Below are 22,509 nucleotides of genomic sequence, written 5' to 3' on the forward strand. Positions count from 1 at the left end.
ACACCCCTCAGAGCGTAAAATTTCGCCTTCTGCCGCCCAGCCTCTCCGCTCAATGACCTCTTTCGCCAAAGAAACCCTGCCCATCAGTCTCGAAGAGGAAATGCGCAGCAGCTATCTCGATTACGCCATGAGCGTGATCGTGGGCCGGGCGCTGCCCGATGCGCGCGACGGCCTCAAGCCGGTGCACCGGCGCGTGCTCTACGCGATGCACGAGCTCAACAACGACTGGAACCGGGCGTACAAGAAATCCGCCCGCATCGTGGGCGACGTGATCGGTAAGTACCACCCGCACGGCGACCAGTCGGTCTACGACACGATCGTGCGGCTGGCGCAGGACTTCTCGATGCGCCACATGCTGGTCGACGGCCAGGGCAACTTCGGGTCGGTCGACGGCGACAACGCGGCCGCAATGCGGTATACGGAAATCCGGCTGGCCAAAATTGCGCATGAAATGCTGGCCGATATCGACAAGGAAACGGTCGATTTTCAGGACAATTACGACGGCTCCGAAAAAGAACCCAGGGTTCTTCCGAGCAAGCTGCCGAATTTGCTGGTGAATGGCTCCGGCGGTATTGCCGTCGGCATGGCGACCAATATTCCGCCGCACAATCTCAATGAGGTGGTCGACGCCTGCCTCTACCTGCTGCGCAATCCGCAGGCGAGCATCGACGAACTGATGGAAATCGTGCCGGCGCCCGACTTCCCCACCGCCGGCATCATCTACGGCATCAACGGCGTGCGCGACGGCTACCGCACCGGCCGCGGCAAGGTGGTGATGCGCGCCAAGTGCCACTTCGAGGACATCGACCGCGGCCAGCGCCAGGCGATCATCGTCGACGAGCTCCCCTACCAGGTCAACAAGAAGACGCTGCAGGAGCGCATGGCCGAGCTGGTGCACGAGAAGAAGATCGAGGGCATCAGCCACATCCAGGACGAGTCCGACAAGTCGGGCATGCGCCTGGTGATCGAGCTCAAGCGCGGCGAAGTGCCCGAGGTGGTGCTCAACAACCTCTACAAGCAGACGCAGCTGCAGGACACCTTCGGCATCAACATGGTGGCGCTGGTCGACGGCCAGCCGAAGCTGTGCAACCTGAAGGACCTGATCGAGGTCTTCCTGCAGCACCGCCGCGAGGTGGTCACGCGGCGCACGGTCTTCAACCTGCGCAAGGCGCGCGACCGCGGGCACGTGCTCGAAGGCCTCGCGGTGGCGCTCGCCAACATCGACGACTTCATCGCGATCATCCGCAACGCGCCGACGCCGCCCGTGGCCAAGGCCGAGCTCATGAGCCGCAGCTGGGACAGCAAGCTCGTGCGCGAGATGCTCACGCGCAGCCGCGCCGACGGCGGCGTGGTCAATGCGGACGACTACCGCCCCGAAGGCCTCGAGCGCGAGTTCGGCATGGGGTCCGACGGCCTCTACCGCCTCTCGGAAACGCAGGCCCAGGAAATCCTGCAGATGCGCCTGCAGCGCCTGACCGGCCTCGAGCAGGACAAGATCGTGGCCGAGTACAAGGAAGTCATGGCCGAGATCGACGACCTGCTCGACATCCTGGCCAAGCCCGAGCGCGTGTCGGTCATCATCGGAGAAGAGCTCGGTGCCATCAAGCAGGAGTTCGGCCAGTCGAAGCTCGGCGCGCGCCGCAGCCTGGTCGAGCACAGCGCCTACGACCTCTCGACCGAAGACCTGATCACGCCCACCGACATGGTGGTGACGCTCTCGCACAGCGGCTACATCAAGAGCCAGCCGCTCAACGAGTACCGCGCGCAGAAGCGCGGCGGCCGCGGCAAGCAGGCCACCGTCACGAAGGAAGACGACTGGATCGACCAGCTCTTCATCGCCAACACGCACGACTACATCCTGTGCTTCTCGAACCGCGGCCGGCTCTACTGGCTCAAGGTCTGGGAAGTGCCGGCCGGTTCGCGCGGCTCGCGCGGGCGTCCGATCGTCAACATGTTCCCGCTGCAGGAAGGCGAGAAGATCAACGTGGCGCTGCCGCTGACCGGCGAGAAGCGCAACTTCCCGGCCGACCAGTACGTCTTCATGGCCACCTCGATGGGCACCGTCAAGAAGACTGCGCTCGACGAGTTCAGCAACCCGCGCAAGGCCGGCATCATCGCTGTCGACCTCGACGCGGGCGACTACCTGATCGGCGCCGCGCTGACCGACGGCAAGCACGACGTGATGCTGTTCAGCGACGGCGGCAAGGCGGTGCGCTTCGACGAGAACGACGTCCGTCCGATGGGCCGCAATGCGCGCGGCGTGCGCGGCATGATGCTCGAGGAAGGCCAGGGCGTGATCGCCATGCTGGTGGCCGAGGACGAGCAGCAGAGCGTGCTCACCGCCACCGAAAATGGTTACGGAAAGCGCACAAGCATTACCGAGTACACGCGTCATGGCCGCGGAACCAAAGGCATGATCGCGATTCAACAGAGTGAGCGCAACGGCAAGGTCGTTGCCGCCACCCTCGTGCATGCGGACGATGAGATCATGCTCATCACCGACAAGGGCGTGCTCGTGCGCACCCGGGTTGCCGAGATTCGCGAGCTGGGTCGCGCGACGCAGGGCGTCACGCTGATCGGGCTCGACGAAGGCGCCAAACTCAGCGGGCTGCAGCGTATCGTCGAAAACGACGCGAACGGCGAAAGCGAGCCGGGCGCAGACGATACTTCCACATCTTCAACGGAGAATCCTCAGTGAAAAATATCAAGCTCGCACTTCTGACCGCCGCACTGGCCGGCAGCTCGATGGCCGCCATGGCCCAGGACAAGGCCACGCTCATCAAGCAGTTCATCGACGTGCAGCGCCCTGGCATCGAGTCGCTCGCCCGCGGCCTGATCGAGCAGTCGAGCGCCCCGATCGCGCAGGCCGGTTCGCAGTACCTGCAGACCCAGGTGCCCGAGGCCAAGCGCGAAGCCGCCGCCAAGGCCGCCGACGCCGAGCTCAAGAAGTACTTCGACGAGTCCTACCCGATCGTGCGCGACAAGGCCGTGCAGCTGGCGCCCGCCGCCCTCACGCCGCTGCTCGAGCAGAACTTCAGCGAAGACGAACTCAAGCAGCTGCTCGCCTGGATCAACTCGCCGCTCAGCAAGAAGTACCAGGATCTCAACCCGAAGATGCAGACGGCGCTGACCGAGAAGCTCGTGACGGAAACGCGCGCGACGATCGAACCGAAGATGCGCGCGCTCGACGAGAACGTCGCCAAGGCGCTCGGCGCGCCGACCGGCGGCTCGCAAGGCGCCGCGCCCGCCAAGGCCCCGGCCAAGTCTTCCTCTTCCAACAACAAGAAGTGACGTGACCCCGCAGCAGCCCACGCCAGCCGGCACCCGTCCGTACAACTTCTCCGCGGGTCCGGCCGCGATGCCGGAGGCGGTGCTGCAACGCGCCGCCGCCGAGATGCTCGACTGGCAGGGCAGCGGCATGAGCGTGATGGAGATGAGCCATCGCGGCAAGGAATTCGGCGCCATCTGCACCCAGGCCGAAGCCGACATCCGCAAGCTGCTCGCGGTGCCCGAACACTTCCACATCCTCTTCATGCAGGGTGGCGGTCTCGGCGAGAACGCCATCGTGCCGATGAACCTGTCGCGCGGCACCAGCGCCGACTTCGTCATCACCGGCAGCTGGAGCATCAAGTCGCAGAAGGAAGCCCAGCGCTATTGCACGGCGAACATCGCCGCGAGCAATGCCGGCGACCAGCACACGCGCCTGCCCGATCCGGCCAGCTGGCAGCTGGGCAAGGACGCCTCGTACGTGCACGTCTGCACCAACGAGACCATCAACGGCATCGAATTCCACGAGCTGCCGGACCTGGCCGCGCTCGGCAGCCGCGCGCCGCTGGTGATCGACTTCTCGTCGCACGTCGCGTCGCGCAGCGTCGACTGGGGCCGCGTCGGCCTCGCCTTCGGCGGCGCGCAGAAGAACCTCGGCCCGGCCGGCCTCACGCTCGTGATCGTGCGCGACGACCTGCTCGGCCATGCGCTCGAGATCTGCCCCAGCGCCTTCAACTACAAGACCGTCGCCGACAACAAGTCGATGTACAACACCCCGCCGACCTGGGGCATCTACATGGCCGGGCTCACGTTCCAGTGGCTGCTTCAGCAGACCGAGGGCGAGCTGACCGGCGTGGCCGCGATGGAGCAGCGCAACATCGCCAAGGCGAGGCTGCTGTACGACTTCATCGACGGCTCCGCCTTCTACGTCAACAAGATCGACCCGAGCTGCCGCTCGCGCATGAACGTGCCCTTCTTCCTGAAGGACGAGAGCCGCAACGAGGCCTTCCTGTCCGGCGCGCGCGAAGCGGGCCTGCTGCAGCTCAAGGGGCACAAGTCGGTCGGCGGCATGCGCGCGAGCATCTACAACGCCATGCCGCTGGAAGGCGTGAGAGCACTTGTGAGCTACATGCGAGAATTCGAGCGATCGCATGCCTAGGCGCATGCCCTAGCCGCTCGCACCGATGACCGCCTCCGCCCCCACTCCACCCTCTTCTCCCGACAATTCCGAAAGCCTGGCCGGTCTGCGTGTGCAGATCGATTCGCTCGACCAGCAACTGCTCGCCTTGCTCAACGAGCGGGCGCACGTGGCCGAACTGGTCGGCGAGGTCAAGAAGCGCGAAGGCACGCCCTTCTTCCGCCCCGACCGCGTGGCGCAGGTCATCGAGAAGATGCAGAAGAGCAACGGCGGCCCGCTCAAGGACCTGCACGTCGCCGCCATCTGGCGCGAGATCATGTCGGCCTGCCTCGCGCTCGAATCGCCACAGCGCGTGGCCGTGCTGGGGCCCGAAGGCACCTTCTGCGAGCAGGCCGCGATCGAATACTTCGGCGGCGCCGCCGACCTGATCTACTGCGCCAGCTTCGACGAGGTGTTCCATGCCACGGCCGCCGGCAGCGCGCAGTACGGCGTGGTCGGCGTCGAGAATTCGACCGAAGGCGTGGTCACCCGCTCGCTCGACTTGTTCCTGCATTCGCCCACGCACGTGGTCGGCGAGGTCAGCCTGCTGGTGCGCCACCACCTGCTGCGCAGCAGCAACCAGCTCGAAGGCATCGAGGCCGTGCTGGCCCATCCGCAGGCGCTGGCGCAGTGCCAGACCTGGCTGTCGAAGCACCTGCCCAATGCCGAGCGGCGTGCCGTCTCGAGCAACGCCGAAGGCGCCCGCCTCGCGGCATCCAATCCCGCATGGGCCGCGCTGGCTGGCGAACGCGCCGCCACCCGTTTCGGCCTGCACATCGTGGCGCATGCCATCCAGGACGATTCGTACAACCGCACCCGCTTCTCGGTGATCTGCCTGCCGCAGACGCTGCAGATGCCGCCCGCCTCGGGCCGCGATTGCACGAGCCTGATCGTCTCGGTGCCGAACCGGCCGGGCGCGGTGCACGACCTGCTCGTGCCGCTCAAGCTCAACAACGTGTCCATGACCCGCTTCGAGTCGCGCCCCGCGCGCACCGGACAGTGGGAGTACTACTTCTACATCGACCTCGACGGCCACCCCTCGCAGCCCAACGTGGCGGCGGCGCTGGCCGAGCTGCGCGGCCTCTGCGCGTTCTACAAGGTGCTGGGCGCCTACCCCGTCAAAGCCTGATCGGACGCGCACCATGTTCGAGCAATTGGGATTGATCGGCTGCGGGCTCATCGGCGGCTCCTTCGCGCTCGCGCTCAAGCGCGCCCGCTTGGTGAAGCGCGTAGTCGGCTACAGCAAGTCGCCCTCCACCACCGAACGCGCGCGCCAGCTCGGCGTGATCGACGTGGCGGCGCCCTCGGCGCTGCTGGCCGTGTCCGGTTCCGACCTGGTGCTGCTGGCCGTGCCAGTGGCGGCGTCCGAATCCACCTTCAAGGCCATTCGCCACGGCATTGCCAACGACACGCTCGTGATGGACGTGGGCTCCACCAAGGGCGACGTGATCGAGGCCGCCCGCCACGGCCTGCAGAACCAGTTCGCGAACTTCGTGCCGGCGCATCCGATCGCCGGCAAGGAAGTGTCCGGCGTCGAGCATGCCGAGGCGTCGCTGTTCACCGGCCGCAAGGTGGTCCTGACCCCCGTCAAGGCCACGCTGCGCTCGAACGTCCAGCGCGCCTCGCAGGTCTGGAGCGGCATCGGCGCCCACGTGGTCACCATGACCCACGAGGAGCACGACGGCGCCTTCGCGGCCGTGAGCCACCTGCCGCACCTGCTGGCCTTTGCCTACCTCAACGCGCTGACCGCGCAGCCGCAGGGCGAGCGCTTCCTGAACCTCGCGGGGCCGGGCTTCCGTGATTTCTCGCGCATCGCGGCCGGCGACCCGGTCATGTGGCGCGACGTCCTGCTCGCCAACCGCGAGCAGGTGCTGCAGCAGTCGCAGGCCTTTCGCAAGGCGCTGCTCGACCTCGAAGCGCTGATGACCGCGGCCGACGCCCAGGCGCTGGAGCACTCGATCGCCGCCGCCAGCAAGGCGCGCGCGGCATGGCAGCCCGCCAGCGACGCCTCGGCGCAGGACGCCTGACATGTTCTCGACCGCCTTCCTCGACCTTCCCGCGCTCGCGGCGGCCTCGGGCACCGTGCGGCTGCCGGGCTCCAAGAGCATTTCGAACCGGGTGCTGCTGCTGGCCGCGCTCGCGAGCGGCACCACCACCGTCCACGACCTGCTCGACTCCGACGACACCCGCGTGATGCTCGACGCGCTGCGGGCGCTGGGCTGCGGCATCGACGGCGCGGCCGGCGGCACGCTGCGCATCACCGGGCTCGGCGGCCAGCTGAAATCCGGCGGCGCGGCGCTCTCGCTCTTCCTCGGCAACGCAGGCACGGCGATGCGCCCGCTGACCGCGGCGCTGTCGCTGCTCGGCGGCGATTTCGAACTCAGCGGCGTGCCGCGCATGCACGAGCGCCCGATCGGCGACCTCGTCGATGCGCTGACCCAGCTCGGCTGCCACATCGACTACCTCGGCAACCCCGGCTACCCGCCGCTGCGCATCCGTCCGGTCGACCGCGGCGCGCTGGTGCTTGACGCGCCGATCCGCGTGCGCGGCGACGTGTCGAGCCAGTTCCTGACCGCGCTGCTGCTGGCCCTGCCGCTCGCCGCGAGCCGCGACATCGTGATCGAGGTGGTGGGCGAACTCATTTCCAAGCCCTACATCGAGATCACGCTGAACCTGCTCGCACGCTTCGGCATCGCGGTGCAGCGCGACAACTGGGAGCGCTTCACGATCCCGGCGGGCAGTCGCTACCGTTCGCCCGGCGACATCCACGTCGAGGCCGATGCCTCGTCCGCCAGCTATTTCATCGGCCTCGGCGCGATCGCGACCTCGGGCCAGGACGCGATCCGCATCGAAGGCGTGGGCGCCGAGTCGATCCAGGGCGACATCCGCTTCGTCGAGGCCGCGCGGCAGATGGGCGCCGAAGTCGACAGCGGCCCGAACTGGCTCGAGGTCCGCCGCGGCGCGTGGCCGCTCAAGGCGATCGACCTCGATGCGAACCACATCCCCGATGCCGCCATGACGCTGGCGGTGATGGCGCTCTATGCCGACGGTCCGAGCACGCTGCGCAACATCGCGAGCTGGCGCGTCAAGGAGACCGACCGCATCGACGCCATGGCCAACGAGCTGCGCAAGCTCGGTGCCACGGTCGAATCGGGCCCCGACTTCATCCGCGTGCATCCCTTGGACGCGGCGCTCTGGCGGCCCGCGAGCATCCGCACCTACGACGACCACCGCGTCGCCATGTGCTTCTCGCTCGCCGCCTTCAATCCCGCGGGCCTGCCGGTGCGCATCCTCGAGCCGCACTGCGTCGCCAAGACCTTCCCGGACTACTTCGAGACCCTGTTCTCGGTCGCCCGGGCCACCGAGATCCCGGTGATCTGCATCGACGGCCCCACCGCCTCCGGCAAGGGCACGCTCGCGGCCGAGGTGGCGCGCCTGCTGGGCTACCACTACCTGGACTCGGGCTCGCTCTACCGCGTGACCGGCCTGGCCATGCGCCGCGCCGGCCTCAGCGCCGAACCGCAGCAGGAGGCCCGGATCGCCGCGCTCGCGGCCGCCCTGCCGCTGCACTTCGCCGAAGGCAAGGTGCTGCTCGACGGCGAGGACGTGAGCGACGAGATCCGCACCGAAGCCGCCGGCATGGACGCCTCGCGCGTGTCGACCCTTCCCTCGGTGCGCGAGGCGCTCTGGGGGCTGCAGCAGCGCTTCCGGCAGCTGCCGGGGCTGGTCGCCGACGGCCGCGACATGGGCACCGTGATCTTCCCGGACGCCGCCCTCAAGGTCTTTCTCACCGCGAGCGCCGCCCAGCGCGCCGAGCGGCGGCATAAGCAGTTGATTTCAAAGGGTATTTCGGCTACACTCGACAGTCTTCGCTCCGACCTGGAAGCGCGCGACGCCAGGGACTCGTCCCGCAGCATCGCTCCTTTGAAGCCGGCGCAGGACGCTCGCCACCTCGACAACTCCCAGCTTTCCATCGAGCAATCGATCGATCAGGTGTTGGACTGGTGGCAGGAAATCCAGCCGTTCAAGTCCGCTTGAACGACGGGACCGACGGCCTTTCGGGTGTACCCGAAAGGCTGGCGCCACCGGAATTTCGATGGCGCCTACCGCTCCGGCAGGCTCTTCTCGCGCGACAGCGCACTGGCCCGCCGGTTGTTCAACCCACCGGGCCATCCGCCCACAACCCACCGCCGTCTACAGACCCCAGCGCAGCCGCACGCAATTTCGCATGAGCGCCTGCCAACCCTGCCTGACGGAAGGAAGCATCAATGTCTGAATCTTTTGCCGATCTGTTCGAAGAGTCCCTGAAGCGTTCCGAAATGCGCACCGGCGAGGTCATCACGGCCGAAGTCGTGCGTGTCGAACACAACCACGTCGTCGTCAACGCCGGCCTCAAGTCCGAAGCGTACGTGCCGATCGAGGAGTTCAAGAACGACAAGGGCGAACTCGAAGTCCAGGCCGGCGACTTCGTTTCCGTTGCCATCGGCAGCGTTGAAAACGGCTACGGCGACACCATCCTCTCGCGCGACACCGCCAAGCGCCTCGCTTCGTGGCTCGCACTCGAGAAGGCGCTGGAATCGGGCGACTTCGTCACCGGCACCACCAGCGGCAAGGTCAAGGGCGGTCTCACCGTCCTCGTGAACGGCATCCGCGCATTCCTGCCCGGCTCGCTGATCGACACGCGTCCGATCAAGGACCTGACCCCCTACGAGAACAAGACCCTCGAATTCAAGGTCATCAAGCTCGACCGCAAGCGCAACAACGTCGTGCTGTCGCGCCGTGCCGTGGTCGAAGCCAGCATGGGCGAAGAGCGCGCCAAGCTGATGGAAACGCTGAAGGAAGGCGCAGTCGTGCGCGGCGTGGTCAAGAACATCACCGAGTACGGTGCGTTCGTGGACCTCGGCGGCATCGACGGCCTGCTGCACATCACCGACATGGCATGGCGCCGCGTCCGCCACCCGAGCGAAGTCGTTCAGGCCGGCCAGGAAATCACCGCCAAGATCCTCAAGTTCGACACCGAGAAGAACCGTGTCTCGCTGGGTCTGAAGCAGATGGGCGACGACCCGTGGATGGGCGTTTCGCGCCGCTACCCGCAAGGCACCCGCCTGTTCGGCAAGGTCACGAACATCGCCGACTACGGGGCGTTCGTCGAGCTCGAGCCCGGCATCGAAGGCCTGGTGCACGTCTCGGAGATGGACTGGACCAACAAGAACATCGCCCCGAACAAGATCGTCTCGCTCGGCGACGAAGTCGAAGTCATGGTCCTCGAGATCGACGAAGACAAGCGCCGCATCAGCCTGGGCATGAAGCAGTGCAAGGCCAACCCGTGGCAGGAATTCGCGCAGAACACCAAGCGCGGCGACCGCGTCAAGGGCCCGATCAAGTCGATCACCGACTTCGGCGTGTTCGTGGGCCTGGCTGCCGGCATCGACGGCCTGGTGCACCTGTCCGACCTCTCGTGGAACGAAGCCGGCGAAACCGCCGTTCGCAACTACAAGAAGGGCCAGGAAGTCGAAGCGATCGTGCTGGCCGTCGACGTCGACCGCGAGCGCATCAGCCTCGGCATCAAGCAGCTCGACAGCGACCCGTTCACCACCTTCACCACGGTGAACGACAAGGGCCAGATCGTGACCGGCAAGGTCAAGACGGTTGACGCCCGCGGCGCCGAGATCGACCTCGGCGACGACATCGTCGGCTACCTGCGTGCTTCGGAAATCTCGCGCGACCGCGTCGAAGATGCCCGCAACGTGCTGAAGGAAGGCGACGAAGTCACTGCCATCGTCGTGAACGTGGATCGCAAGACCCGCAACATCCAGCTGTCGATCAAGCAGAAGGACATGGTCGACGAGCAAGGCGCCATGGCCAGCCTGAGCCAGCAGTCGGCACGCGAGAACGCGGGCACGACGAGCCTGGGCGCCCTGCTGCGCGCCAAGCTGGACAACAGCGACAGCAAGTAAGTCGAGTCCGAAGACAGAGCAGGCCCTGGGGCCGCTCTGTCTTTTTTTTCGTCCCCGTTTTTTTGCCTGGCCTATGACCCGCTCCGATCTTGTCGAAGAACTCGCAGCCCGCTTTGCGCAACTGACGCATCGCGATGCCGAATACGCCGTCAAGACCATCCTCGACGCCATGAGCGACGCGCTGGTGCGCGGCCACCGCATCGAGATCCGCGGCTTCGGCAGCTTCTCCGTCACGCGGCGTCCGCCGCGCATCGGGCGCAATCCGCGTTCGGGCGAGAGCGTGCAGATCCCCGAGAAGCGGGTGCCGCACTTCAAGCCCGGCAAGGCCCTGCGCGAGGCCGTCGACGCACGCACCGCCGAACTCGGCGCCGACAAGGCGGCCAAGGACCGGAAGGCGTGATCCGCATGCAGGTGGCAAACGTAAAATGCCCCCGGCAACGGGAATGGCTATGAAATACCTCCTGTGGCTGCTCAAGGCAGCCATTTTTTTTACGCTCTTCGCTTTCGCGCTGAACAACCAGCACGACGCCACGGTGTACTTCTTCTTCGGCACGCACTGGCGCGCGCCGCTGGTGCTGGTCGTGCTCGCTGCCTTCGCGGGCGGGCTCGTGGTGGGTGCGCTCGGCATGCTGCCGGGCTGGTGGAAGCACCGCGCGGCGGCCTCGGCCCAGCAGCCGCCCGCGGTGCCGGCGCAGACCCCGGCCACCACCGGCAGCACCACCGCCCCGGCACCCGCGCCCGTCGCGGCGCCCGCCCTTTCCGCCACCGACCTCCCTGCCGTACGTCAACATGGACTTTGATCCCAGCTGGCTGCTGATCAGCCTGCCCGTCGCCTTCGTGCTGGGCTGGCTCGCGTCGCGCTTCGACATCCGGCAGCTCAAGCTCGAGAACAGGCAGGCGCCCAAGGCCTACTTCCGCGGCCTCAACTTCCTGCTCAACGAGCAGCAGGACCAGGCCATCGACGCCTTCATCGAGGCCGTGCAGAACGACCCCGACACGCAGGAGCTGCACTTCGCGCTCGGCAACCTGTTCCGACGCCGCGGCGAGTACCAGCGCGCGGTACGCGTGCACGAGCACCTGCTGGGCCGCGGCGACCTGAGCCGCGCCGACCGCGAGCGCGCGCAGCATGCGCTGGCGCAGGACTTCCTGCGCGCCGGCCTGCTCGACCGCGCCGAGGCCGCGCTGCAGAAGCTCGAAGGCACGCGCTACGAGAACGAGGCCCGGCTCGCGCTGCTGGCCATCTACGAACGTTCGCGCGAGTGGACCCAGGCCGCCGACGTGGCGCGCAAGCTCGACGAGTCCGACCAGGCCAGCTACGGCACGCGCCGCGCGCATCACCTCTGCGAGCAGGCCGCCGAGCAGGCCGCGGCCGGCGACCTCGCCGCGGCCGAGCGCCTGCTGGCCGAGGCCGTGGCTCAGGCCCCGCAGGCCCCGCGCCCCGCCATCGACACCGCCACGCTGCAGCTGCGCAACGGCGATGCCAACGCCGCCTTCGACACCCTGGTGGCGCTCAGCGACACCGCCCCGCTCGCGCTGCCGCTCTATGCCGCCGCGCTGCAGCAGGCGGCCGTGGCGGCGCACCGCGAAGCCGAGGCACTCGCGCTGCTGCAGCGGCGCTATGCCGAATCGCCCTCGATCGACGTGCTCGAGGCGCTGATCGCGCTCGGCGGCACGCCGCAGGCCGCCACGCCAGCCGCCGACGGCCTGCCGCTCGCGCCGCGCGACGGCTACATCGCGCACCTGGCGCAGCAGCCTTCCCTCGTGGCCGCGTCGCGCTGGCTCGCGGGCGAACGCTTCGAGCACGAGCAGTTCCATCCCCAGGTGCAGCGCGCGCTCGACCAGGCCACGCGCCCGCTGATGCGCTACCGCTGCGCCGCCTGCGGTTTCGAGGCCCACCAGTACTTCTGGCACTGCCCCGGCTGCCAGGCCTGGGACAGCTACCCGCCGCGCCGCGTCGAGGAACTCTGAGCCACGTTCCGAACACGGTTCGGAACAATGGTCATCCACGCGGTATCGACGTCGCACGGCGTCAACCCGCCTCTCCCTGGTCCCGTTGAACGCGCGCCGGCATCTCGCCGGCGGAAGTTCAATCAACAATCAATCAGGGAGTTTGAAAACATGTTGAAGAAAATCCTCGCCACGCTGGCCATGCTCTTCGCCGTCGCTTCGTTTGCCGCGGTCGACGTCAACAAGGCCACGGTCGCCGAACTCGACGGCATCAAGGGCGTGGGCCCGGCCATGTCCAAGCGCATCCTCGATGCACGCAAGGAAGGCGAATTCAAGGACTGGCCCGACTTCATGGCGCGCATCAAGGGCGTGAAGGAGAAGAAGGCCGAGAAGCTCTCGGCCGAGGGCCTCACGATCAACGGCAAGGCGTTCGGCGGTGCGGCCCCTGCGGCCAAGACCGAGAAGATGGCGAAGAGCACCACCAAGGCGGCCGCCACGGGCGCAGAGGCACCGAAGGCCGCCAAGCCCTGATCCGCGACGCGGGCCGGGGACCGGCCCGCAGCGAGTTGCGCATCGAGCCGCCGCAAGGCGGCTTTTTCATGCGCGCAGCACCGCCGCGTGGCAGGGAAATGCCTCACAAGTGGCCCGGAATTTGCACGTATGCTCGCCTTCGTTTTCACTTTCATACGTTCCGGAGAGCCCATGAATCACAAGTTCGGCATCGCCCTCGCAGGCCTCACCCTGGGCGCCGCAGCCTTCGCGCAGACCAAGTGGGACCTGCCCACCGCCTACCCGACGAGCAACTTCCACACCGAGAACATCACGCAGTTCGCGAGCGATGTCGAGAAGGGCAGCGGCGGCAAGCTCAAGATCACCGTGCATGCCAATGCCTCGCTGTTCAAGGCGCCCGAGATCAAGCGCGCGGTGCAGGGCGGCCAGGCGCAGCTCGGCGAGATCCTGCTGGTCAACTACCAGAACGAATGGCAGATGTTCGGTGCCGACGGCATTCCGTTCCTGGCCGACAGCTACGACGCGGCCTGGAAGCTCTACCAGGCGCAGAAGCCCGTGCTCGAGAAGAAGCTCGCCGAGCAGGGCATCGTGCTGCTCTACACCGTGGCCTGGCCGCCGCAGGGCATCTTCGTGAAGAAGGAGATCGCATCGGCCGCCGACCTCAAGGGCGTGAAGTGGCGCGCCTACAGCCCCGCCACGGCCCGCATCGGCGAACTGGTCGGCGCGCAGCCGGTCACTGTGCAGCAGGCCGAACTGTCGCAGGCCATGGCCACCGGCGTGATCGAGTCGTACATGTCCTCGGGCTCCACCGGCTACGACACCAAGACCTACGAGTACATCAAGAACTTCTACGACACCCAGGCCTGGCTGCCCAAGAACGCGGTGCTCATGAACAAGAAGGCCTACGACGCGCTCGACAAGCCCACGCAGGAGGCGGTACGCAAGGCCGCCGCCGATGCCGAGAAGCGCGGCTGGGAGCTTTCGAAGAAGAAGAACCTCGAGTACCTCGACCTGCTCAAGAAGAACGGCATGACCGTGCACGTGCCTTCGCCCGCGCTCAAGGCGGACATGAAGAAGGTCGGCGACACCATGCTCAAGGAATGGCTCGAGAAGGCGGGCCCCGACGGGCAGGCGGTCGTCGATGCGTACAAGAAGATGTGACGCGAGACGACCCACGGCGCCCGATGCGTAAAGCACTCGACTTTCTCTACGACAGCGCCGCCGCCCTGGCGGCGCTTTTCATGGTCGGCCTGCTGGCGATGGTGCTGCTCTCCATCGTCGGCCGCCAGCTCCACTTCAACATTCCCGGCATCGACGCCTATGCGGGCTACCTGATGGCCGGTGCCGGCTTCCTCGCGCTCGCGCACACGCTCAAGCGCGGCGAGCACATCCGCGTCACGCTGGTGCTGCAGAACCTGCCGCCCGCCGCGCAGCGCTGGCTCGAGCGCTGGGCCATGGGTGCGGGCGCGCTGCTCGCGTTGCTGTTCGCCTGGTACAGCGTGCGGCTGGTGATGCAGTCGCACGAGTTCCAGGACATCTCCACGGGCAACGACGCGACCCCGCTGTGGCTGCCGCAGCTGTCGATGGCGGTCGGCGCGCTGGTGTTCGCGATCGCGGCCTTCGACGAGTTCGTGATCGAGTGGCGCGGCCGGCCGGCCAAGGCGCCCGGTGCGGAGGCGCTGCGCCATGAGTGACATCGCCGTCGCCGGACTGCTGATCGCCGCGCTGTTCCTCATCCTCGGCAGCGGCGTGTGGATCGGCCTCACGCTCTCGGGCGTGGCGTGGATCGCGATGCAGGTCTTCTCGTCGCGCCCCGCGGGCGACGCGATGGCCGTGACCATCTGGGGCTCGGCCTCGAGCTGGACGCTCACCGCACTGCCGCTCTTCATCTGGATGGGCGAGATCCTGTTCCGCACGCGGCTCTCGCAGGACATGTTCAAGGGCCTCGCGCCGTGGATGCAGAGCCTGCCGGGCCGGCTGCTGCACACCAACGTGGTGGGCTGCGCGGTGTTCGCGGCGGTCTCGGGTTCGAGCGCGGCCACCTGCGCCACCATCGGCAAGATGAGCCTGCCCGAACTCAAGCGCCGCGGCTATCCCGACGACATGGTGATCGGCACGCTGGCCGGCGCCGGCACCCTCGGCCTGCTGATTCCGCCGTCGATCATCATGATCGTCTACGGCGTGAGCGCCGACGTCTCCATCGCGCGGCTGTTCATCGCCGGCGTGGTGCCGGGCATCCTGCTCGCGCTGCTGTTCTCGGGTTACATCGTGCTCTGGGCGCTGCGCCATCCCGACCGCATACCGCCGGCCGACGCGAAGCTGCCCTTCGGCGAAAAGCTCAAGGCCTCGCTGTCGCTGATCCCGGTGGCGGTGCTGATCCTCTCGGTGCTCGGCTCCATCTACGCGGGCATTGCCACGGCCACCGAGGCAGCGGCGGTGGGCGTGGTCGGCGCGATGGTGATCTCGGCCGCGCAGGGCTCGCTCAGCTGGCACAGCTTCAAGGAGGCGCTGCTCGGCGCCACGCGCCTCTACTGCATGATGGCGCTGATCCTCGCGGGCGCGGCCTTCCTGACGCTCGCGATGGGCTACATCGGCCTGCCGCGCCACCTGGCCGAATGGATCGGCTCGCTGGGCCTTTCGAAGTTCCAGCTGATCGCGATGCTCGCGGTGTTCTACGTCGTGCTCGGCTGCTTCCTCGACGGCATCTCGATGGTGGTGCTGACCATGGGCGTGATCATGCCGACCGTCACCGCGGCCGGCATCGATCCCGTGTGGTTCGGCATCTTCATCGTGCTGGTGGTCGAAATGGCGCAGATCACGCCGCCCGTGGGCTTCAACCTGTTCGTGCTGCAGGGCATGACGGGCCGCGACCTGCTCTACATCGCGCGCGTCACGCTGCCGATGTTCCTGCTGATGGCGGCCGCGGTGCTCATCATCTACTTCGTGCCGCAACTGGTGACCTGGCTGCCGCAGCAGATGGCGCCCTGAGCGGGCGTCGACAATAGGCCGATGCTGCTTCCGATCCTCGCCATCTGCATGGGTGCCTCCGCGGGTGCGCTCGCGCGCTGGGGGCTCGCACTCTGGTTCGGTACCGGCGGCCTCATGCCCTGGGGCACGCTGGCGGCCAACCTGATCGGTGGCTACCTGATCGGCGTGGCGATCGCCGCGTTCCAGCTGCTGCCGGACCTCGATCCCGCATGGCGGCTCGCGCTGGTGACCGGCTTCCTCGGCGGCCTCACGACCTTCTCGAGCTTCTCGGCCGAGGTCGTGACCATGCTGCTCGAAGGCCGCCTGGGCGTGGCGCTGCTCACGGCCTCGGCCCACCTCGGCGGCTCGCTGCTCGCGACCTGGCTCGGCATCCGCTGCGTGCAGGCGCTGGCCGGCTGAGCCCGCGCCGACGGTCCCTAAGGCCGTCGGCGCGCCTCGGCTTTTGGGGCGTCGCGCGAAAAGTCGGTCGATAGAATCGACCGCAATGCCCCTGGTCCTGCTCGTCGTCCTCCCCTTCATTGCCAGCGTGCTGGCCGCGTTGATGCCCTCCAACGCGCGCAACCGGGAATCGACGCTCGCAGGCCTGGTGGCGCTGGGCTGCGCGGTGCAGGCCGCATGGCTCTTTCCCCGCATCGCAGACGGCAACGTGCTGCGCGAGCGCATCGAATGGCTGCCCGAGCTCGGCCTCGACCTCGTGTTCCGCCTGGACGGCTTCGCCTGGCTGTTCTGCATGCTGGTGCTCGGCATCGGCACGCTGGTGGTGCTCTACGCGCGCTACTACATGTCGCCCTCGGACCCGGTGCCGCGCTTCTTCTCGTTCTTCCTCGCGTTCATGGGCGCGATGGTCGGCGTGGTGCTCTCGGGCAACCTGATCCAGATGGTGCTGTTCTGGGAACTCACCAGCCTGTTCTCCTTCCTGCTGATCGGCTACTGGCACCACCGGCGCGATGCGCGCCGCGGCGCGCGCATGGCGCTCACGGTCACGGGCGCGGGCGGGCTCTGCCTGCTGGCCGGCGTGCTGGTGCTGGGCCGCATCGCGGGCAGCTACGAGCTCGACGTGGTGCTCGCTTCGGGCACCGAGATCCGCGCGCATGCGCTCTATCCCGCGGCGCTGGTGCTGATCCTGCTCGGCGCCTTCACCAAGAGCGCGCAGTTCCCGTTCCACTTCTGGCTGCCGCGCGCCATGGCCGCGCCCACGCCGGTGTCGGCCTACCTGCATTCGGCCACGATGGTGAAGCTCGGCGTGTTCCTGCTGGCGCGCCTCTGGCCGGTGCTCTCGGGCACCGAGCAGTGGTTCTGGATGGTCGGCGGCGCAGGCGCGATCACGCTGCTGCTCGGCGGCTTCGTCGCGATGTTCCAGCGCGACCTGAAGGCGCTGCTCGCCTACTCGACCATCTCGCACCTCGGCCTGATCACGCTGCTGCTCGGGCTCAACAGCCCGCTCGCGGCGGTGGCGGCCGTGTTCCACGTGATGAACCACGCCACCTTCAAGGCGTCGCTCTTCATGGCGGCCGGCATCATCGACCACGAGTCGGGCACGCGCGACATCCGCAAGCTCAGCGGCCTGCTGCGGCTGATGCCGATCACCGGCACGCTCGCGATCATCGCGAGCGCCTCGATGGCGGGCGTGCCGCTGCTCAACGGCTTTCTCTCGAAGGAGATGTTCTTCGCCGAGACGGTGTTCATCCAGTCCACGCCCTGGATCGACTTCAGCCTGCCGGTCATCGCCACCGTGGCGGGCGTCTTCAGCGTGGCCTACTCGGCGCGCCTCGTGTTCGACGTGTTCTTCGGGCCGCCGCCCGGCCCCGAGGTGCCCCGACAGCCGCACGAGCCGCCGCACTGGATGCGCGTGCCGGTCGAGCTGCTGGTGCTGGTCTGCCTGGTGGTGGGGGTGGCACCCGCATGGTCGATCGGTACGCTGCTCGCAGCCGCGGCACGGCCGGTGGTCGGCGACGTGCTGCCCGCCTACAGCCTCGCTGTGTGGCACGGCTTCAACCTGCCGCTGGTCATGAGCTTCGTCGCGCTCGCGGGCGGCGTGGCGCTCTACCTGTCGCAGCGCCGCCGCCGTGCGCTCGGCAAACTCGAACGCACGCCGCTCCTGCACCGCTTCGACGGCCAGGCCATCTTCGAGCACCTGCTCGCGCAGCTCAGCGAAGCGGGCCGGCGCAGCCGCCGCGTCCTGGGCGCGCGCCGCATGCAGACGCAGTTGCTGCTGCTGATCGCGGTGGCCGGCGCGGGCGCCGCCGCCTCGCTCTGGACCGCACCCGTGTCACGCGGCGGCCGCGAGCTGCTGCCCTTCTCGCCGATGTTCGCCATGACGTGGTTCATCGGCGGCGTGTGCGCCGTCGCGGCCGCCTGGCAGGCCAAGTTCCACCGGCTCGCGTCGCTGATGCTGGCCTCGGCCGCGGGGCTGGTGTGCTGCATCACCTTCATCTGGTTCTCGGCGCCCGACCTGGCGCTCACGCAGCTGGTGGTCGAGGCCGTGACCACCGTGCTGATCCTGCTCGGCCTGCGCTGGCTGCCGATGCGCAGCAAGGATGCCGTGCAGCCCGCGCGCGCGCGGCTGAAGCCCTGGGGCCGGCGCGGGCGCGACCTGCTGGTCGCCGTCGGCGCGGGCGGCGGCATGGCGGCCCTGGCCTGGCTCATGATGACGCGGCCGTTTCCGCAGAGCATCTCGCCTTTCTTCCTCGAACGCGCACTCACCGAGGGCGGCGGCACCAACGTGGTCAACGTGATGCTCGTCGACTTCCGCGGCTTCGACACCTTCGGCGAGATCACGGTGCTCGGCGTGGTCGCGCTCGCGGTGTATGCGCTGCTGCGCCGCTTCCGCCCTGCCAGGGAATCAATGGCATTGCCGCCGCAGCAGCGCGCGCAGGCCGACGACGGCAGCAGCGACCTGCTCAACCCACGGCTCGCGAAGGACACGGCCGTGGGCTACCTGATGGTTCCCGCGGTGCTGGTGCGCCTGCTGCTGCCGCTCGCGGTGCTGGTGTCGGTCTACTTCTTCATGCGCGGCCACAACGCGCCCGGCGGCGGCTTCGTCGCGGGCCTGGTGATGTCGGTGGCGCTGGTGCTGCAGTTCATCGTCTCGGGCACCGAATGGGTGGAAGAGCATCTGCGCATCTATCCGCGCCGCTGGATCGCCTTCGGCCTGCTGCTGTCGCTCGCGACCGGCAGCGGCGCGCTGCTGTTCGGCTATCCCTTCATGACCACGCACACCGCGCACCTGAGCCTGCCGCTGCTCGGCGAGCTGCACGTGCCGAGCGCGCTCTTCTTCGACATCGGCGTGTTCGCGCTGGTGCTCGGCGCCACCATGCTGATCCTCACCGCGCTGGCCCACCAGTCGATCCGCAGCCACCGCTGGCGCCGCCGAGCAGGAAGAAAAGGCGGCCGAAGCCGCGGCTTCGGGAGGCGAACACTGATGGAGGCCGTGCTCGCCATCGCGATCGGGGTGCTCACCGGCTCGGGCGTGTACCTGCTGCTGCGCCCGCGCACCTTCCAGGTGATCATGGGCCTCACGCTCATCTCGTACGCCGTCAACCTCTTCATCTTCAGCATGGGCCGGCTCAAGCTCGACAGCGAGCCCGTGCTCGTCAAGGGCTTCACGGCCACGCTCGCGAACACGGCCGATCCGATGCCGCAGGCACTGGTGCTGACGGCGATCGTGATCGGCTTCGCGATGACGGCGCTGTTCCTCGTCGTGCTGCTGGCCTCGCGCGGCCTCACCGGCACCGACCATGTGGATGGCGAAGAGCGCCAGGAGACGGCGGAATGAGCGGGCTGGTCCAACTGCTCGACCGGCTGCTCGAACTCGGCATGCCGCACCTCGTCGCGGCGCCGATCCTGCTGCCGCTGGTCACGGCCGCGCTGATGCTGCTGCTCGGCGAACGCCGGCGCCGCACCAAGTCGGCGCTGAGCGTGGTCTCGGGCCTTGCCGGCCTGCTCGCGGCGCTCGCGCTGCTGCGCTGGGTCAACGCGCCCGACACCGGCGACGGCCCCGGCTCGATCGGCGTCTACCTGCCGGGCAACTGGCAGGCACCGTTCGGCATCGTGCTCGTGGCCGACCGACTCTCGACCATGATGGTGGCGCTCACGGGCGTGGTCGCGTTCGCGGCCTCGATCTACTCGACCTCGCGCTGGGACCGCGCCGGCGTGCACTTCCATCCGCTGCTGCAGCTGCAGCTCATGGGCCTGAACGGCGCCTTCCTCACGGGCGACCTGTTCAACCTGTTCGTCTTCTTCGAGGTGATGCTCGCGGCCTCGTACGGGCTGCTGCTGCACGGCTCGGGGCGGCTGCGCGTGCAGGCGGGCCTGCACTACATCGCGATCAACCTCGCGGCCTCCGCGCTGTTCCTCGTGGGTGCGGCGCTGCTCTACGGCGCGACCGGCACGCTCAACATGGCCGACCTCGGCATGCGCATCGCGCAGCTCGCGCCGGCCGACCGCGGCCTCGTGCATGCGGCGGCCGCCATCCTCGCGACCGCCTTCTTCGCCAAGGCCGGCGCCTGGCCGCTCAACTTCTGGCTCGTGCCGGCCTACAGCGCCGCGGTGTCGCCCGTGGGCGCGGTGTTCGCGCTGCTCACCAAGCTCGGCATCTACACGCTGCTCAGGCTCTGGACCGTGCTGTTCGCGCCCGACACCGGCGCCTCGGCCGCGCTCGGTCAGTCGGTGCTCATCGCGATCGGGCTCGCCACGCTGTTCGGCGGCGCGCTCGGCATCGTGGGCACGCAGCGGCTGTCCAACCTCGCGGGCTTCAGCGTGCTGGTGTCGGCAGGTACGCTGCTCGCCGCCATCGGCCTGGGCGAACCCGCCGTCTGGGCCGGCGCGCTCTACTACCTGCTGAGCTCCACGCTCGCGGTCAGTGCCTTCTTCCTGCTGATCGACATGATCGAGCGCTGGCGCAATGCCGGCCAGAGCGTCGCGCCGCACGAGCAGGCCGGCAACGCGCCCTTTCTCGCCGAGGACCTGCGCGTGCTCGACGACGTGAACCTCGACGACGACGCGCAGGCCCTCTACGGCCGCGCCATTCCGGCCGGCATCGCCTTCCTGGGCCTGAGCTTCATCGGCTGCACGCTGCTGATCGCAGGGCTGCCGCCGCTGTCGGGCTTCGTGGGCAAGTTCGCGATGCTGTCGGGGGCCTTCATCACCAGCGGCACCTCGCTGCCGGCATGGATCTTCCTCGCGCTGCTGCTGGTCTCGGGCTTTCTTGCGCTGATCGCGCTGAGCCGCACCGGCATCCGGCATTTCTGGACCCAGCCGCATCCCACCATGCCCGCCCTTCCCGCGCTCGAGGTGCTGCCCGTGGCCGGCCTGCTCGCGGCCTGCGTGGCGCTGACGGTCTGGGCCGGCCCGGTCATGCGCCATGCCATCGCCACCGCCGAGGGCCTGCGCACGCCCACCGCCTACCGCGCAGCGGTGATGGGGGCGCGCCAGGTGCCGAACCCCGTGCCGCCGCCGGCCAGGGAGCCGCGCCCATGAAGCGCTGGATGCCCTCGCGGCCGCTCTCGCTGGCGCTCTTCGCCGTGTGGCTGCTGCTCAACCAGTCGCTCGACGCCGTCACGCTGCTGTCGGCCGCGGCCATGGCCATTGCGGTGCCGCTGCTCACCCGCGGCCTGCGTCCGGCGCCGGTCCGCATGCGGCGGCCCGGCGTAGCGCTGCGGCTCTCGTTCGTCGTGACCTGGGACATGCTCAAGTCCGCCTACGACGTGGCGCGGCTGCTGCTCACGCGGCGCACCTCGCACATCGCCGCGAAGTTCGTGCACGTTCCGCTCGACATGCGCGATCCGAACGGGCTCGCGGTGCTGGCGATGATCATGTGCCTGACGCCCGGCACGGCCTGGGGCGAGATCTCGTTCGACAGCCGCACCCTGCTGATCCACCTGTTCGACCTGGACGACGAGGCGGCCTTCATCGCCATGATCAAGACCCGCTACGAACGCCCGCTGATGGAGATCTTCGAATCATGACGCCTGTTCTTTTCTGGGCCCTCAAGTTCGCGCTCTTCCTGCTCGCGGTGGCGATGCTCTGCGCGCTCTTCCGCCTGCTCGTCGGCCCCACCGCGCAGGACCGCGTGATGGCGCTCGACTGCCTCTACATCAACGGCATGCTGATGATGCTGGTGCTCGGCATCGTCTACGCGAGCAACGTGTACTTCGAGGCCGCGATGCTGGTCGCGATCTTCGGCTTCGTCGGCTCGACCGCGATGGCCAAGTTCCTGTTGCGCGGGGAAGTGATCGAATGAGCGCCCTGTCCGTCAGCCCGCCGAACGGCGCACCGCCACGGAGGCCGTCATGAACGACTTCATCGTCGGACCGCTGCCGCTGTGGGCCGAGATCGTGACCGCGGTGTTCGCCGTGGCCGGCGCGGCCTTCGCGGCCATCGGCTCGTTCGGGCTCGTGCGGCTGCCCACCTTCTTCCGCCGTATCCACGCGCCCACGCTCGGCGCCACCGTGGGCGTGTGGTGCATGACGATCGCGATGATCGTCTACTTCTCGGTGCAGGGCTTCAGCCTGTTCCTGCATGCGGTGCTGATCGTGCTGTTCATCGCGCTCACCGCGCCGATCACCACCATCTTCCTGATGCGCGCGGCGCTGTTCCGCGAACGGCAGAAGGGCGGCGACGTGCCGCCCGCCGCCGGGCCGCGCTGAGGAACCGACCAGCCGC

The 22,509-nt window shown here is 68.1% G+C and carries 20 protein-coding genes; all 20 read left to right on the forward strand.

Annotation, left to right across the window (positions count from 1 at the left end):
- Nucleotides 1-52: 52 nt before the first annotated feature.
- Entirely contained in the window at nt 53-2,698 is a 2,646-nt protein-coding gene (gyrA, locus tag M2165_RS25895) for a DNA gyrase subunit A (protein ID WP_280817415.1), read from the forward strand.
- Nucleotides 2,695-3,291, forward strand: a complete 597-nt coding sequence (locus M2165_RS25900; RefSeq protein WP_280817416.1) for a DUF2059 domain-containing protein — start codon at nt 2,695-2,697, stop codon at nt 3,289-3,291. The genes gyrA and M2165_RS25900 overlap by 4 nt, the downstream gene beginning before the upstream one ends.
- A 1-nt stretch (nt 3,292) precedes the next feature.
- Nucleotides 3,293-4,426, forward strand: a complete 1,134-nt coding sequence (gene serC, locus M2165_RS25905) for a 3-phosphoserine/phosphohydroxythreonine transaminase (RefSeq protein ID WP_280817417.1) — start codon at nt 3,293-3,295, stop codon at nt 4,424-4,426.
- Nucleotides 4,427-4,451: 25 nt separating this feature from the next.
- Nucleotides 4,452-5,573, forward strand: coding sequence for a prephenate dehydratase (gene pheA / locus M2165_RS25910; protein ID WP_280817418.1), 1,122 nt, complete (start codon nt 4,452-4,454; stop codon nt 5,571-5,573).
- A gap of 13 nt (nt 5,574-5,586) precedes the next feature.
- The gene (locus M2165_RS25915; protein WP_280817419.1) at nt 5,587-6,471 is read left to right on the forward strand and encodes a prephenate dehydrogenase/arogenate dehydrogenase family protein; all 885 of its coding nucleotides are present in this window, start codon (nt 5,587-5,589) and stop codon (nt 6,469-6,471) included.
- Between the two features lies 1 nt (nt 6,472).
- The gene (locus M2165_RS25920) at nt 6,473-8,482 is read left to right on the forward strand and encodes a bifunctional 3-phosphoshikimate 1-carboxyvinyltransferase/cytidylate kinase (protein ID WP_280817420.1); all 2,010 of its coding nucleotides are present in this window, start codon (nt 6,473-6,475) and stop codon (nt 8,480-8,482) included.
- Between the two features lie 230 nt (nt 8,483-8,712).
- Nucleotides 8,713-10,401: a 30S ribosomal protein S1 gene (gene rpsA / locus M2165_RS25925; protein WP_280817421.1), complete on the forward strand. Its 1,689-nt coding sequence runs from the start codon at nt 8,713-8,715 to the stop codon at nt 10,399-10,401.
- 73 nt (nt 10,402-10,474) lie between these two features.
- Nucleotides 10,475-10,801 (forward strand): integration host factor subunit beta, encoded by a 327-nt coding sequence (locus M2165_RS25930; protein ID WP_280817422.1) that lies wholly within the window; start codon nt 10,475-10,477, stop codon nt 10,799-10,801.
- A gap of 49 nt (nt 10,802-10,850) precedes the next feature.
- Complete coding sequence (locus tag M2165_RS25935; protein ID WP_280817423.1) at nt 10,851-11,201, forward strand: LapA family protein; 351 nt, start codon at nt 10,851-10,853, stop codon at nt 11,199-11,201.
- On the forward strand, nt 11,191-12,369 hold the full coding sequence (lapB, locus tag M2165_RS25940; protein WP_280817424.1) for a lipopolysaccharide assembly protein LapB: 1,179 nt from the start codon (nt 11,191-11,193) through the stop codon (nt 12,367-12,369). Before M2165_RS25935 ends, lapB begins: the two co-directional genes overlap by 11 nt.
- Nucleotides 12,370-12,519: 150 nt before the next feature.
- Complete coding sequence (locus M2165_RS25945; protein WP_280817425.1) at nt 12,520-12,879, forward strand: helix-hairpin-helix domain-containing protein; 360 nt, start codon at nt 12,520-12,522, stop codon at nt 12,877-12,879.
- 171 nt (nt 12,880-13,050) lie between these two features.
- On the forward strand, nt 13,051-14,019 hold the full coding sequence (locus tag M2165_RS25950) for a TRAP transporter substrate-binding protein (protein WP_280817426.1): 969 nt from the start codon (nt 13,051-13,053) through the stop codon (nt 14,017-14,019).
- 23 nt (nt 14,020-14,042) lie between these two features.
- Entirely contained in the window at nt 14,043-14,552 is a 510-nt protein-coding gene (locus M2165_RS25955; RefSeq protein ID WP_280817427.1) for a TRAP transporter small permease, read from the forward strand.
- Complete coding sequence (locus tag M2165_RS25960; RefSeq protein ID WP_280817428.1) at nt 14,545-15,846, forward strand: TRAP transporter large permease subunit; 1,302 nt, start codon at nt 14,545-14,547, stop codon at nt 15,844-15,846. The genes M2165_RS25955 and M2165_RS25960 overlap by 8 nt, the downstream gene beginning before the upstream one ends.
- A 21-nt stretch (nt 15,847-15,867) precedes the next feature.
- The gene (crcB, locus tag M2165_RS25965; RefSeq protein WP_280817429.1) at nt 15,868-16,245 is read left to right on the forward strand and encodes a fluoride efflux transporter CrcB; all 378 of its coding nucleotides are present in this window, start codon (nt 15,868-15,870) and stop codon (nt 16,243-16,245) included.
- 85 nt (nt 16,246-16,330) lie between these two features.
- Nucleotides 16,331-19,621 (forward strand): monovalent cation/H+ antiporter subunit A, encoded by a 3,291-nt coding sequence (locus tag M2165_RS25970; RefSeq protein ID WP_280817430.1) that lies wholly within the window; start codon nt 16,331-16,333, stop codon nt 19,619-19,621.
- On the forward strand, nt 19,618-21,324 hold the full coding sequence (locus M2165_RS25975) for a monovalent cation/H+ antiporter subunit D (RefSeq protein ID WP_280817431.1): 1,707 nt from the start codon (nt 19,618-19,620) through the stop codon (nt 21,322-21,324). The genes M2165_RS25970 and M2165_RS25975 overlap by 4 nt, the downstream gene beginning before the upstream one ends.
- Nucleotides 21,321-21,812 carry a Na+/H+ antiporter subunit E gene (locus tag M2165_RS25980; protein ID WP_280817432.1) on the forward strand — a complete coding sequence of 164 codons (492 nt, stop codon included), beginning with the start codon at nt 21,321-21,323 and terminating at the stop codon, nt 21,810-21,812. The genes M2165_RS25975 and M2165_RS25980 overlap by 4 nt, the downstream gene beginning before the upstream one ends.
- Nucleotides 21,809-22,087 (forward strand): K+/H+ antiporter subunit F, encoded by a 279-nt coding sequence (locus tag M2165_RS25985; RefSeq protein WP_280817433.1) that lies wholly within the window; start codon nt 21,809-21,811, stop codon nt 22,085-22,087. Before M2165_RS25980 ends, M2165_RS25985 begins: the two co-directional genes overlap by 4 nt.
- A gap of 49 nt (nt 22,088-22,136) precedes the next feature.
- Nucleotides 22,137-22,493 carry a monovalent cation/H(+) antiporter subunit G gene (gene mnhG, locus M2165_RS25990; RefSeq protein ID WP_280817434.1) on the forward strand — a complete coding sequence of 119 codons (357 nt, stop codon included), beginning with the start codon at nt 22,137-22,139 and terminating at the stop codon, nt 22,491-22,493.
- Nucleotides 22,494-22,509: the final 16 nt, after the last annotated feature.

Source organism: Variovorax sp. TBS-050B (assembly GCF_029893635.1).
Classification (GTDB): domain Bacteria; phylum Pseudomonadota; class Gammaproteobacteria; order Burkholderiales; family Burkholderiaceae_C; genus Variovorax.

Excerpts from the sequence above, each read along its gene's own strand:
- M2165_RS25945 (WP_280817425.1), top strand. The coding sequence starts at position 12,520 with ATGTTGAAGAAAATCCTCGCCACGCTGGCCATGCTCTTCGCCGTCGCT.
- M2165_RS25975 (WP_280817431.1), top strand. The coding sequence starts at position 19,618 with ATGAGCGGGCTGGTCCAACTGCTCGACCGGCTGCTCGAACTCGGCATG.
- M2165_RS25980 (WP_280817432.1), top strand. The coding sequence starts at position 21,321 with ATGAAGCGCTGGATGCCCTCGCGGCCGCTCTCGCTGGCGCTCTTCGCC.
- M2165_RS25920 (WP_280817420.1), top strand. The coding sequence starts at position 6,473 with ATGTTCTCGACCGCCTTCCTCGACCTTCCCGCGCTCGCGGCGGCCTCG.
- rpsA (WP_280817421.1), top strand. The coding sequence starts at position 8,713 with ATGTCTGAATCTTTTGCCGATCTGTTCGAAGAGTCCCTGAAGCGTTCC.
- M2165_RS25960 (WP_280817428.1), top strand. The coding sequence starts at position 14,545 with ATGAGTGACATCGCCGTCGCCGGACTGCTGATCGCCGCGCTGTTCCTC.
- M2165_RS25915 (WP_280817419.1), top strand. The coding sequence starts at position 5,587 with ATGTTCGAGCAATTGGGATTGATCGGCTGCGGGCTCATCGGCGGCTCC.
- pheA (WP_280817418.1), top strand. The coding sequence starts at position 4,452 with ATGACCGCCTCCGCCCCCACTCCACCCTCTTCTCCCGACAATTCCGAA.
- M2165_RS25970 (WP_280817430.1), top strand. The coding sequence starts at position 16,331 with ATGCCCCTGGTCCTGCTCGTCGTCCTCCCCTTCATTGCCAGCGTGCTG.
- crcB (WP_280817429.1), top strand. The coding sequence starts at position 15,868 with ATGCTGCTTCCGATCCTCGCCATCTGCATGGGTGCCTCCGCGGGTGCG.
- M2165_RS25930 (WP_280817422.1), top strand. The coding sequence starts at position 10,475 with ATGACCCGCTCCGATCTTGTCGAAGAACTCGCAGCCCGCTTTGCGCAA.
- M2165_RS25950 (WP_280817426.1), top strand. The coding sequence starts at position 13,051 with ATGAATCACAAGTTCGGCATCGCCCTCGCAGGCCTCACCCTGGGCGCC.
- M2165_RS25955 (WP_280817427.1), top strand. The coding sequence starts at position 14,043 with ATGCGTAAAGCACTCGACTTTCTCTACGACAGCGCCGCCGCCCTGGCG.
- M2165_RS25935 (WP_280817423.1), top strand. The coding sequence starts at position 10,851 with ATGAAATACCTCCTGTGGCTGCTCAAGGCAGCCATTTTTTTTACGCTC.
- mnhG (WP_280817434.1), top strand. The coding sequence starts at position 22,137 with ATGAACGACTTCATCGTCGGACCGCTGCCGCTGTGGGCCGAGATCGTG.
- lapB (WP_280817424.1), top strand. The coding sequence starts at position 11,191 with ATGGACTTTGATCCCAGCTGGCTGCTGATCAGCCTGCCCGTCGCCTTC.
- M2165_RS25985 (WP_280817433.1), top strand. The coding sequence starts at position 21,809 with ATGACGCCTGTTCTTTTCTGGGCCCTCAAGTTCGCGCTCTTCCTGCTC.
- gyrA (WP_280817415.1), top strand. The coding sequence starts at position 53 with ATGACCTCTTTCGCCAAAGAAACCCTGCCCATCAGTCTCGAAGAGGAA.